The following is a 12,324-nucleotide window of genomic DNA, read 5'->3' on the forward strand; positions in this document are numbered from 1 at the left end:
ATCGTTTTATGAACTCTTTTTCAAACGCCAAATCGGCATTGAAACCAAAAAACTCCCTAAAATAGAAGCTTTAGGGAGTTTTAAAATTATTTGAGATATAAAGAAACTATCTTTCAGACACTTCTTTAAAAGCTCTATGGTTCTCACCAGTATATACCTGACGTGGTCTACCTATTGGTTCTTTATTCTCGCGCATTTCTTTCCATTGTGCGATCCATCCTGGAAGACGTCCTAATGCAAACATTACCGTAAACATCTCTACAGGAATTCCCATAGCTCTATAAATAATACCAGAGTAAAAATCTACGTTAGGATATAGTTTACGATCTACAAAGTAAGGATCATTTAAAGCTTCTTGCTCTAATCCTTTAGCTATGTCTAAGATAGGATCTTCAACACCTAAAGCTCCAAGGACATCATCTGCAGCAACTTTAATAATCTTTGCACGTGGATCAAAGTTTTTATAAACTCTGTGACCGAAGCCCATCAAACGGAAAGGATCTTCTTTATCCTTTGCTTTGGCCATATACTTTTTAGTATCTCCGCCATCTTCTTTGATAGCTTCTAGCATTTCAAGTACTGCCTGATTAGCACCACCATGAAGTGGTCCCCAAAGAGCATTAATACCTGCACTTAAACTTGCAAATAAACCTGCATGTGAAGAACCAACGATACGCACTGTACTTGTAGAACAGTTTTGCTCATGGTCTGCATGAAGAATTAATAATTTATCTAATGCATTAGAAACAACAGGATCAATTTTATACTCACTATTAGCCTTTTTAAACATCATTTTTAAGATGTTATCTACATAGCCTAGGTTGTCATCTCCATAATCAAGCGGTTGTCCTGTGCGTTTTCTTAATGCCCATGCAACAAGAACTGGGAATTTACCCATAATCTTTACAATAGCATTGTACATATCTTCTTCACTATCTACATTTACAGAAGATGGATTAAAAGCCATCAATGCACTTGTTAATGAAGAAAGAACGCCCATAGGATGAGCAGACTTTGGAAAACCGTCTAAAATTTTCTTTACATCTTCATCTACGTGGGACTGTGCTTTTATATCGTTATGAAACTTCTCTAATTGCGCAGCAGTAGGTAGCTCTCCAAATATTAATAAATAAGCAACTTCAAGAAAATCTGCTTTATCTGCTAATTCTTCAATAGAATAACCTCTATATCTTAGAATTCCCTCTTCACCATTTAAAAACGTTATTGCACTAGTACAACTACCTGTATTTTTATAACCAGGATCGATAGTGGTAAGCCCACCTGTTGCACCTCTCAACGTTTTAATATCAATTGCCTTTTCATTTTCTGAGCCCGTGATTACAGGAAAATCGTATTTCTTGCCATCAAACTCTAATGTTGCCTTGTCTGCCATTTTTAATTTTTGGATTTAATTAATACGAAAATACGCCACAGTTAGTGATTTTCATAAAATTTGAGATATGATCTTGATCACTTTAGGAAAAATTTAGTTTTTAATACATCGTTAGAGTTGATTTAATTATAAACAGTCATAAAATTAACATGGTAAATTAATTTTAATGTTATTTTACCGTGTCGTAAAGTAACAATAAAGTGCTTTTTTAAAGTGATACTTGATGCTATTTGATACCATTTGCATCATTGTTCTGATTCATTACCTTCAAACTAATCACTATTTACAAATCAACTTATTCAGCTCGATTAAATGAAAATCACTAATTATAGTATGCTTTACAAGTAAAAAAACCACCTCTTAACAAGGTGGCTTTTGTTGTTCTCGCTTTCGCGAAAGCGGTAAGATATAAAAGTACTTTACAGTTGAAAAGCCTTTCTTCCAGGATAGTATGCAGAACCTGCTAATTCTTCTTCAATACGCAGTAATTGATTATATTTTGCCATTCGATCGGAACGAGACGCAGAACCTGTTTTGATCTGACCTGTAGAAAGTGCTACGGCAAGATCTGCAATAGTATTATCTTCAGTTTCCCCACTACGGTGAGACATAACGGATGTGTATCCTGCTTTATGAGCCATAGTGACAGCAGCTATAGTCTCTGTTAATGTACCAATTTGATTTACTTTAATCAAAATAGAATTTGCAATATCGTTTTCTATACCTCTAGATAATCTTTCCACATTAGTAACAAAAAGATCATCTCCTACAAGTTGTACTTTATGTCCTGCTTTTTCTGTGAGGAATTTCCATCCATCCCAGTCGTTTTCATCCATACCATCTTCTATTGAAATAATAGGGTATTTATCTGCAAGGTCAGAAAGATAGGTGGCCTGTTCTTCTGAAGTACGTATAACACCTTTGTTACCTTCAAACTTTGTATAGTCGTATTTACCATTTACAAAAAACTCTGCTGCTGCACAATCTAAAGCGATCATTACATCTTTTCCTGGAGTATAACCTGCGTTCTTAATGGATAATAAAATTGTATCTAGAGCATCTTCAGTACCTTCTAAGGCAGGAGCAAATCCACCTTCATCGCCTACTGCCGTACTAAGACCACGGTCATGAAGAACTTTCTTCAAATGATGGAATATTTCTGTCCCCATTTGTAAAGCATGAGAAAAACTTTCAGCTTCTACAGGCATCACCATGAACTCTTGAAATGCAATAGGTGCGTCACTGTGCGATCCTCCATTAATAATATTCATCATTGGAACTGGAAGTGTACAAGCACTTATCCCACCTATATATTTATATAATGGTTGATTTAGTTCTATCGCAGCTGCTTTTGCACATGCAAGCGATACGCCTAAAATTGCATTAGCGCCAAGTTTTGCTTTGTTGGCGGTACCATCTAGGTCGATCATTAATTGATCGATATAAGCTTGTTCAAAAACAGAGGTTCCTAGAAGCTCTTGTGCAATAAGTGTATTCACATTATCTACGGCTTTTGAAACTCCTTTGCCCATAAAAGACTTACCACCATCTCTTAACTCCACAGCTTCATGCTCTCCAGTTGATGCTCCTGATGGCACGGCAGCTCTACCCATTACTCCATTAGATGTAAACACATCTACTTCCACCGTAGGATTTCCTCTTGAATCAAATATTTGTCTTGCGTGTACTTCTATTATTGTACTCATATGTTAGTTTCTTTTGAAATTTTAATTAAATTGATAAATTCATCAAACAAGTAGGTGGCGTCATTAGGACCTGGACCAGCTTCTGGATGGTATTGGACTGAAAAAAAAGGTTTTGAAATATGTTTAATACCAGCTACTGTGTTATCATTTAAATGATAATGGGTTATAAGAATATCGGGATTAGCCTCTGTATCATTTCTATCAATAGCAAAACCATGGTTCTGTGAAGTTATTTCGCCTTTCCCAGTTTCCACATTCATAATAGGATGATTAATACCTCTATGACCATTATGCATTTTATAAGTAGAAATATCATTAGCTAAAGCGATTACTTGATGACCTAAACAAATACCAAATAAAGGCTCTCCACCAGAGATAATATCTTTGGCCGTTTGAATTGCATTTGTCAAAGGTTCTGGATCACCAGGTCCATTAGATAAAAAATATCCATCTGGTTTGAATTTTTTCATATCCTCAAATGTTGAATCATAAGGATACACCTTGACATAAACTCCTCTGGAAGCCAAATTTCGTAATATATTTTTCTTGATACCTAAATCTAATGCAGAAATCCTAATTGCAGCATCTGCGTCACCAAAATAATAAGGTTCTTTACATGAAACTTTGGAGGCAAGTTCCAAACCTTTCATAGAAGGAATGTCACTGAGAAGTTTTTTTAAAGATTTTAAATCATGAAATTCAGTAGAAATGACAGCATTCATACTTCCATTATCACGTATATAAGAAACGAGAGCACGTGTATCTACATCTGACAAGATAATCAGCTCGCTTTCAAGCAACATAGAGTGAAGATCCCCATCTGCAAGTTCACGTGAAAAAACTTCTGAAAAGTTTTTACAAACTAGGCCAGCGATTTTAATCGAATCAGATTCATCGTCTTTACTTGACACACCATAATTACCAATGTGTGCATTTGTGGTAACCATAATTTGACCAAAATAAGAGGGATCTGTGAAAATTTCTTGATAACCAGTAGTACCAGTATTAAAACAAATCTCTCCTGTAGCAGTTCCGCCTTTACCAACTGCCTTACCGTGAAAGATAGTTCCATCTTCCAGCAAAACAATAGCGTCTTTTTTTTCTAAGTAACCCATAATCTATTAAAATTCAAAAATAATTTAAAAAAAAAGGATCAATGAAAAAATCATTGATCCTTTTATTAAAATTTATAAAGAAAATTATTCTTCTTCATTTGTGGCGTTTTCAGTAGTAGCAGGAGCTGCTTTACTTGATTTACCTCTTCTACTACGACGTGTTGATGATTTTTTTGTACCAGCATCTAACTTGTAAACATCATTATAGTCCACTAACTCTATCATTGCCATATCTGCATTATCACCAAGTCTGTTCCCTAATTTGATAATTCTAGTATAACCACCTGGACGATCACCTACTTTAGATGCCACTTCTCTAAAAAGCTCTGTAACAGCTTCCTTACTTCTAAGTTTAGAAAATACGAGTCTTCTATTATGAGTTGTATCTTCTTTAGATTTAGTAATTAGAGGCTCAACAAATTGTTTAAGAGCTTTAGCTTTAGCGACAGTTGTATTAATACGTTTATGCTCAATTAGAGAACAACTCATATTAGATAACATAGCATTTCTATGCGCTGTTTTTCTGCTTAAATGATTTACTTTCTTTCCGTGCTTCATTATATATAGTATTCTTGAACTAGGTTGAACCTAGTCACGGTCTAATTTATATTTAGCTAGATCCATACCAAAGTTTAAACCTTTAACATTTACTAACTCTTCTAATTCTGTTAATGACTTCTTACCAAAATTTCTGAATTTCATCAGATCATTTTTATTATAAGAAACCAGATCACCAAGTGTTTCTACTTCCGCCGCTTTTAAACAATTTAAAGCTCTAACTGAAAGCTCCATATCTACTAATTTAGTCTTAAGAAGTTGACGCATGTGCAAACTTTCCTCATCATAAGTTTCAGTTTGTGCTATTTCATCAGCCTCTAAAGTTATTCTCTCATCAGAGAATAACATAAAGTGGTGAATCAGAGTTTTTGCTGCCTCAGTAAGCGCATGTTTTGGATGAATACTACCATCTGTAACAATTTCAAAAACCAATTTTTCAAAATCAGTTTTCTGCTCAACTCGATAGTTCTCTATACTATACTTAACATTCTTGATAGGTGTAAAAATAGAATCTATAGCAATCGTTCCAATTGCAGCATTACTATTCTTATTTTCTTCTGCAGGAACATATCCTCGACCTTTCTCAATCGTTAACTCAAGATTTAAACTAACTGAAGAATCTGTATTACAAATTACCATATCTGGATTCAATACTTGAAAGCCTGAAATATGCTTTTGCAAATCACCAGCAGTAAACTGGTCTTTACCTGAAAATGAAACATTCACTACTTCACTATCTACCTCGTCAATTTGTCTTCTAAAGCGTACTTGTTTGAAATTAAGAATAATTTCTGTAACATCTTCTACAACACCTTCAATTGTTGAGAATTCGTGATCTACACCTTCAATACGAATCGAAGTAATAGCAAACCCTTCTAACGATGATAAAAGTACTCTTCTAAGTGCATTACCAACGGTCAGTCCATAACCTGGTTCCAACGGTCTGAATTCGAATTTACCTTCGAAATCAGTTGAATCAATCATGATCACTTTATCCGGCTTTTGGAAATTTAATATTGCCATAAGATTACTTAATGTGTTGGTTATTATTTAGAGTACAATTCAACTATCAACTGCTCTTTTATATTTTCAGGAATCTGTAGGCGTTCTGGAACACTTACAAAAGTACCCTTTAATGAGGACTTATTAAAAGTAATGAAATCGTAAACACGATCATTACTAGACAATGCGTCATCAATGGCAGTTAAGGATTTTGATTTTTCACGAACCGCTACTTCATCACCTGGTTTCAATTGGTACGAAGGAATGTTTACAAGCTGTCCATTAACAGTGATGTGTCTGTGAGAAACTAATTGCCTGGAGCCTCTACGAGTTCTTGACAATCCCATTCTGTAAACAACATTATCAAGGCGTGATTCACATAATTGTAACAATACCTCACCAGTAATGCCTGTACTTCGAACCGACTTCTCAAACATTAACCTGAACTGCTTTTCCAATACACCATAAGTATATTTAGCTTTTTGCTTTTCTTTTAATTGAACTGCATACTCAGATTCTTTTCCACGGCGCCTTGCGTTACCGTGCATACCTGGAGGATAATTTTTCTTCTCCAAAGCTTTACTAGGGCCAAAAATTGGTTCTCTAAATCTACGAGCTATTTTTGCCTTAGGACCTCTATATCTTGCCATTTGTTATGTATTTTGAAAGATGTATCATGAATTCAGGTCTGTATCCTCCGATGATCTGGTAATCTTTCGATATTAAAATTAAATATTTTTAAACTCTTCTTCTCTTTGGTGGACGACAACCATTGTGCGGTAAAGGTGTAACATCTACTATTTCAGTTACCTCAATACCAGCATTATGGATTGATCGTATCGCACTTTCACGTCCATTACCGGGACCTTTCACATAAGCCTTAACCTTACGTAAACCAGCCTCGTGAGCAACCTTAGAACAATCCTCTGCTGCTAACTGAGCAGCGTAAGGAGTATTTTTCTTTGAGCCACGGAAACCCATTTTCCCTGCAGATGACCATGAAATCACTTCACCCTTCTTATTTGTAAGCGATATCAAAATGTTATTGAAAGATGATGAAATATGTGCTTCACCAACACTATCAACAATTACCTTGCGCTTTTTAGCTACTGTTTTAGACTTTGCCATATCAGTTACTTAATTATTTAGTTGCTTTCTTCTTGTTAGCAACAGTCTTACGTTTTCCTTTTCGTGTACGAGAATTATTTTTAGTACGTTGACCTCTTAATGGAAGGCCAGATCTATGACGGATACCTCGATAACAACCAATGTCCATAAGACGTTTAATGTTAAGTTGGACTTCCGAACGAAGCTCACCCTCTATGGTAAACTCTCCAATAGCAGCACGGATCTTACCAATCTCATCATCATCCCAGTCGCTAACCTTTTTGTTAATGCTAACACCACTTGATAAAAGAACTTCCTTGGCACGATTTCTTCCCACACCATATATATAGGTTAAAGCAACCTCTCCACGTTTATTTTTAGGTATATCTACCCCTGCAATTCTAGCCATAGCTTAACCTTGTCTTTGTTTAAATTTAGGATTCTTTTTGTTAATGACATAAAGTCTACCCTTACGGCGGACTATCTTACAGTCAGCACTTCTTTTTTTAATTGACGCTCTTACTTTCATATTAGTATCTATAAGTTATCCTTGCTTTTGATAAATCGTAAGGACTCATTTCTAATTTTACTTTATCTCCTGGTAATAATTTAATATAGTGCATACGCATTTTACCAGATATATGCGCTGTTACAACATGTCCATTCTCTAACTCTACCCTAAACATGGCGTTGGAAAGAGCTTCTATGATTGATCCGTCTTGTTCTATTGCCGATTGTTTTGCCATTATGCTACCGCTTTTCTATTCTTGCCAGTTTTTATTAAACCATCATAGTGACGGTTTAACAAATAGGAATTAATTTGTTGCATCGTATCGATAGCAACGCCAACCATTATTAGTAACGAAGTACCACCATAGAAAAGAGCCCACGATTGTGTAACCCCAATCAACGAAATAACAGCAGGAAAAATCGCTACAGCCGCTAAGAATAAAGAACCGGGAAGAGTGATTTGTGACATAATGCGATCCAAATATTCAGAAGTTTCTGTCCCAGGTCTAATTCCCGGTATAAAACCACCATTTCTTTTCAAATCATCAGCCATTTTATTAGTAGGCACTGTAATCGCCGTATAAAAATATGTAAAGATAATGATTAATAAAGCAAAAGTAAGATTATACCAAAACCCAAAAATATCTGAATAAGCATTACCAATTGATTTAGCCCACGAAGCATCAATTTGAGATATAGCAGAAGGAACAAACATAATTGCCTGAGCAAATATGATAGGCATCACACCTGAAGCGTTTAATTTCAATGGTATGTATTGACGAGAGCCGAATACATTCTTTTCATATCCACCAGTGGCAGATCGTCTTGCATATTGCACAGGAATCTTTCTAACACCCATAACCAACATGATACATGCAGCTATAATCAGTAACCAGAGCACTATCTCAACGATGATAAGAAACCATCCACCAACACCGTCAACTCTCGAACCAATCTCTTGAATGAACGCCTGAGGTAGTGTAGCTATAATACCGACCATAATTAATAAGGATATACCATTACCAATACCTTTATCTGTTATCTTTTCACCAAGCCACATTGCAAAAACACAACCAGTTACCAAAATTATAGTACTAAGAACGAGAAACAAAGTTTGTTGATCCTGCATCATAAAAGCAGATTCAGGTACTCCTAGTGAAGTAAGTGACAACATGTAACTAGGGGCTTGGATTAAACAAATACCAATAGTTAACCATCTAGTAATTTGATTAATCTTTTTACGTCCAGACTCTCCTTCCTTTTGCAACTTTTGAAGATAAGGGATAGCAATACCCATTAACTGTACAACAATACTGGCAGAAATATATGGCATGATACCCAACGCAAAAACAGAAGCTTTAGCAAACGCACCTCCCGTAAACGCATTGAGAATACCTCCGATACCATCTTTAAAATTCGAAGCTAACCCCACCAACTGAGTGGAATCAATACCAGGAAGAGTAATTTGAGCACCAAATCTGTAAACAAGAAGCAAACTGAAAGTCATTATTATACGATCTCTCAATTCCTCTATATTCCAGACGTTTTTTAAATTATCAAATAACTTCATTGGAAAATATTAAACTGTTTGTGTCTTACCACCCACTTTTTCGATAGCCGATTTAGCGGATGCTGTGAACTTGTTTGCAGAAATATTAATAGAGGCACTAATTTCACCTCTACCCAAAATTTTAACTAAATCCTTCCTGCCAACAAGCCTCTCAGCAACAAGATCCTCAATTGTGATTTCATCCGATAAACGACCTGCATCATGATAAGCCTGAATTACATCAAGATTAACACCAGCATATTCCTTTCTATTAATATTGGTGAAACCAAACTTAGGGACACGTCTCTGAAGTGGCATTTGACCGCCTTCGAAACCAACTTTCTTAGAATAACCAGATCTCGACTTAGCACCTTTGTGACCACGAGTAGCAGTACCACCTTTACCAGAACCCTGACCACGACCAATAATCTTAGCAGAACTTTTAACTGAACCCTCAGCTGGTTTTAAATTATGTAAACTCATTATAAATATATTTAAGCCTTCTCGACGGAGACTAGATGTTGAACTTTAGAAATCATACCCTGAATAACAGAATTATCCTCATGCTCTACAACCTGATTCATTTTTCTTAAACCTAGGGATTCAAGAGTCCTTTTTTGCCTAGCAGTTCTATTGATAGCACTACGCACTTTTTTTACCTTTAACTTAGCCATAATATACAATTAACCGTTAAAAACCTTATCTAATGAAATCCCTCTCTGTTTTGCAACTGTTTCAGCATTACGCAATTGCAACAAAGCATCAAATGTAGCCTTAACAACATTATGAGGGTTGGAAGAACCTTGATTTTTACTTAAAACATCATGAACACCAACAGCCTCAAGCACCGCTCTAATCGCACCACCAGCAATAACCCCAGTACCAGCAGAAGCAGGCATTAGAAGCACTCTTGCACCACCAAATTTACCCTTTTGCTCATGAGGAATAGTACCGTTTCTTAAAGGAATACGAATAAGATTTTTCTTAGCATCCTCTACTGATTTGGAAATCGCTTCAGATACCTCCTTAGATTTTCCTAAACCATGACCTACAACGCCATTCTCATCCCCTACTACAACAATCGCTGAAAAACCAAAAGCCCTACCACCTTTCGTAACCTTAGTTACACGTTGAACACCAACAAGACGATCCTTAAGATCTAGACCACCTGGCTTCACTGTTTCTACATTTTTATATTTTTGATACATTATATTGAATGTTTCTAATTAAAATTTTAAACCTCCCTCGCGAGCACCTTCTGCAAGTGATAGTATACGGCCATGATACAAATAACCACCTCTGTCGAATGATACAGCGTCCACTCCAAGGGCAACCGCTTTTTCCGCAACTACTTTACCAACCTGTTTTGCAGCTTCAATTTTTGGACCATTAACCTTTAACTCCCTAGACGAACATGAAGCGATGGTAACACCATCAACATCATTCACAATCTGAGCATAAATTTCCTTATTGCTTCGGAAAACAGATAACCTAGGACGCGATGATGTTCCATTAACCGTTTTACGAATACGCTTTCGTATTTTTAATCTACGTGCTGACTTTGAAATTGCCATAATGTTATAAATTATGCTGATTTACCAGCTTTTCTTCTTATTATTTCTCCTACGAATCTCACACCTTTACCCTTATAAGGTTCCGGTGATCTGAACGCTCTAATTTTTGCCGCAACCTGACCTACAAGCTGTTTGTCATGTGAAGTTAATTTAACAATTGGATTTTTACCTTTGTCAGATATCGTTTCTACCTTTACCTCAGGTGCTATATTTAGAACAATATTGTGAGAGAAGCCTAATGCTAGATCCAACTTTTGACCCTGATTTGATGCCCTATAACCAACACCGACCAATTCCAAACTCTTGGTCCAACCTTTACTAACACCTAATACCATATTACTAATAAGCGACCTGTAAAGACCGTGTTTTGCTCTATGATCCTTAGCGTCAGAAGGTCTACTAACAATGACAGTATCACCGTCCACATCTACTGAAACATCGGAAAAAGATTGAGACAATTTACCTAACTTTCCCTCCACAATTATTTCATTATTCTCCACTTTCACTGAAACACCTGAAGGTATTGCAACTGGATTCTTTCCTATTCTTGACATAACTTTTTATTAATAAACGTAACAAAGAACTTCCCCACCAACATTCTCCGAACGAGCCTGCTTATCAGTCATCACACCACGAGATGTAGATATGATAGCTATACCAAGGCCGTTTAAAACCCTTGGCAACTCACCAGCACCAGCATACTTACGCAAACCTGGCTTCGATAGACGCTGTAAATCCTTAATAACTGATTCCTTGGTATCACGATCGTACTTTAAGGCGATCTTAATATTCTGTTGTGCTGAATTATCTTCAAACTTATAGCTAAGAATATAACCCTGATCAAATAAGATCTTAGTTATCTCTTTCTTAACTCTAGATGCTGGAATATCAACAACTCTATGATTTGCTCTAACAGCGTTTCTAATTCTAGTTAGATAATCTGCGATTGGATCTGTATTCATAATTATATCTTTAAGCTATTACCAACTAGCCTTTTTAACACCTGGAATTAAACCTTGATTTGCCATTTGTCTAAACATTACCCTCGAAATACCAAATTGTCTCATGTAACCCTTTGGACGACCTGTTAACTTGCAGCGGTTATGCAAACGTACAGGGGAAGCATTCTTAGGTAGCTTTTGTAACTCCTCGTACTCTCCTGCCTCCTTTAGTGATTTGCGCTTAGCAGCATACTTGTCTACTAGGGCTTGACGTTTGCGCTCACGCGCTTTCATTGATTCTTTTGCCATCTCTTATTAGTTCTTTTTAAAAGGTAATCCTAACTCGGAAAGCAAAGACTTTGCTTCCTTATCCGTATTAGCACTGGTAACAAACGTTATATCCATACCAGAGATCTTATTAACCTTATCAATATTAATTTCAGGGAAAATAATTTGTTCAGTAATACCTAAATTATAATTACCTCTACCATCAAAACCATTAGCCTTAATGCCTTGAAAATCTCTAACCCTTGGTAAAGCAACAGTGACGAATCTATCCAAAAATTCATACATACGATCTCCTCTAAGTGTTACTTTAACACCAATAGGCATACCCTTACGTAACTTAAAAGACGCAACATCTTTTTTAGATAAAGTCGCCACCGCCTTTTGACCAGTTATAGTTGTGAACTCATCAAGCGCGTAATCGATTAATTTTTTATCCGCAACGGCACCACCAACACCACGGCTTAGTACTATCTTTTGCAGCTTAGGAATTTCCATAACGTTTTTATATGCAAACTCAGATTGAAGAGCCGCAGATATACGTTCCTTATATTCTCCTTTTAGTCTTGGTAAATACGACATGT

At 36.2% G+C, this 12,324-nt stretch carries 19 protein-coding genes; all 19 read right to left on the reverse strand.

Annotation, left to right across the window (positions count from 1 at the left end):
• Positions 1–106: 106 nt before the first annotated feature.
• The 19 genes from ACTF54_RS00050 to rplE all read right to left on the reverse strand — a co-directional run bounded on the left by ACTF54_RS00050 (position 107) and on the right by rplE (position 12,322).
• Positions 107–1,393 carry a citrate synthase gene (locus ACTF54_RS00050; RefSeq protein ID WP_347196223.1) on the reverse strand — a complete coding sequence of 429 codons (1,287 nt, stop codon included), beginning with the start codon at positions 1,391–1,393 and terminating at the stop codon, positions 107–109.
• Positions 1,394–1,812: 419 nt separating this feature from the next.
• Positions 1,813–3,099, reverse strand: a complete 1,287-nt coding sequence (eno, locus tag ACTF54_RS00055) for a phosphopyruvate hydratase (RefSeq protein ID WP_347196222.1) — start codon at positions 3,097–3,099, stop codon at positions 1,813–1,815.
• Positions 3,096–4,214 (reverse strand): glutamine-hydrolyzing carbamoyl-phosphate synthase small subunit, encoded by a 1,119-nt coding sequence (carA, locus tag ACTF54_RS00060; RefSeq protein ID WP_347196221.1) that lies wholly within the window; start codon positions 4,212–4,214, stop codon positions 3,096–3,098. Before carA ends, eno begins: the two co-directional genes overlap by 4 nt.
• 84 nt (positions 4,215–4,298) lie before the next feature.
• A complete protein-coding gene (rplQ, locus tag ACTF54_RS00065) occupies positions 4,299–4,772 on the reverse strand; it encodes a 50S ribosomal protein L17 (protein WP_347196220.1) in 474 nt (157 codons plus the stop codon).
• 30 nt (positions 4,773–4,802) lie between these two features.
• Positions 4,803–5,795: a DNA-directed RNA polymerase subunit alpha gene (locus ACTF54_RS00070; protein WP_347196219.1), complete on the reverse strand. Its 993-nt coding sequence runs from the start codon at positions 5,793–5,795 to the stop codon at positions 4,803–4,805.
• A gap of 23 nt (positions 5,796–5,818) precedes the next feature.
• A complete protein-coding gene (gene rpsD / locus ACTF54_RS00075) occupies positions 5,819–6,424 on the reverse strand; it encodes a 30S ribosomal protein S4 (RefSeq protein ID WP_438968480.1) in 606 nt (201 codons plus the stop codon).
• Positions 6,425–6,512: 88 nt separating this feature from the next.
• On the reverse strand, positions 6,513–6,902 hold the full coding sequence (rpsK, locus tag ACTF54_RS00080; protein WP_347196217.1) for a 30S ribosomal protein S11: 390 nt from the start codon (positions 6,900–6,902) through the stop codon (positions 6,513–6,515).
• 13 nt (positions 6,903–6,915) lie between these two features.
• A complete protein-coding gene (gene rpsM / locus ACTF54_RS00085; RefSeq protein ID WP_347196216.1) occupies positions 6,916–7,290 on the reverse strand; it encodes a 30S ribosomal protein S13 in 375 nt (124 codons plus the stop codon).
• A 3-nt stretch (positions 7,291–7,293) separates the two neighbouring features.
• Positions 7,294–7,410 carry a type B 50S ribosomal protein L36 gene (gene ykgO / locus ACTF54_RS00090; protein WP_015361145.1) on the reverse strand — a complete coding sequence of 39 codons (117 nt, stop codon included), beginning with the start codon at positions 7,408–7,410 and terminating at the stop codon, positions 7,294–7,296.
• Position 7,411: 1 nt separating this feature from the next.
• Entirely contained in the window at positions 7,412–7,627 is a 216-nt protein-coding gene (gene infA, locus ACTF54_RS00095; RefSeq protein WP_013549436.1) for a translation initiation factor IF-1, read from the reverse strand.
• Entirely contained in the window at positions 7,627–8,961 is a 1,335-nt protein-coding gene (gene secY / locus ACTF54_RS00100) for a preprotein translocase subunit SecY (protein ID WP_347196215.1), read from the reverse strand. Before secY ends, infA begins: the two co-directional genes overlap by 1 nt.
• 9 nt (positions 8,962–8,970) lie before the next feature.
• Positions 8,971–9,423, reverse strand: coding sequence for a 50S ribosomal protein L15 (rplO, locus tag ACTF54_RS00105; RefSeq protein ID WP_347196214.1), 453 nt, complete (start codon positions 9,421–9,423; stop codon positions 8,971–8,973).
• 11 nt (positions 9,424–9,434) lie between these two features.
• On the reverse strand, positions 9,435–9,614 hold the full coding sequence (rpmD, locus tag ACTF54_RS00110; RefSeq protein ID WP_347196213.1) for a 50S ribosomal protein L30: 180 nt from the start codon (positions 9,612–9,614) through the stop codon (positions 9,435–9,437).
• Between the two features lie 9 nt (positions 9,615–9,623).
• Complete coding sequence (gene rpsE / locus ACTF54_RS00115; protein WP_347196212.1) at positions 9,624–10,148, reverse strand: 30S ribosomal protein S5; 525 nt, start codon at positions 10,146–10,148, stop codon at positions 9,624–9,626.
• An 18-nt stretch (positions 10,149–10,166) separates the two neighbouring features.
• Positions 10,167–10,514, reverse strand: coding sequence for a 50S ribosomal protein L18 (gene rplR, locus ACTF54_RS00120; protein WP_347196211.1), 348 nt, complete (start codon positions 10,512–10,514; stop codon positions 10,167–10,169).
• Positions 10,515–10,525: 11 nt separating this feature from the next.
• Positions 10,526–11,068, reverse strand: a complete 543-nt coding sequence (gene rplF / locus ACTF54_RS00125) for a 50S ribosomal protein L6 (RefSeq protein ID WP_347196210.1) — start codon at positions 11,066–11,068, stop codon at positions 10,526–10,528.
• 9 nt (positions 11,069–11,077) lie between these two features.
• A complete protein-coding gene (rpsH, locus tag ACTF54_RS00130) occupies positions 11,078–11,476 on the reverse strand; it encodes a 30S ribosomal protein S8 (protein WP_347196209.1) in 399 nt (132 codons plus the stop codon).
• Positions 11,477–11,494: 18 nt separating this feature from the next.
• On the reverse strand, positions 11,495–11,764 hold the full coding sequence (rpsN, locus tag ACTF54_RS00135; RefSeq protein WP_347196208.1) for a 30S ribosomal protein S14: 270 nt from the start codon (positions 11,762–11,764) through the stop codon (positions 11,495–11,497).
• 6 nt (positions 11,765–11,770) lie between these two features.
• On the reverse strand, positions 11,771–12,322 hold the full coding sequence (gene rplE / locus ACTF54_RS00140) for a 50S ribosomal protein L5 (protein ID WP_347196207.1): 552 nt from the start codon (positions 12,320–12,322) through the stop codon (positions 11,771–11,773).
• Positions 12,323–12,324: the final 2 nt, after the last annotated feature.

Source organism: Nonlabens sp. (assembly GCF_965657255.1).
In the GTDB taxonomy this organism is placed as follows: domain Bacteria; phylum Bacteroidota; class Bacteroidia; order Flavobacteriales; family Flavobacteriaceae; genus Nonlabens.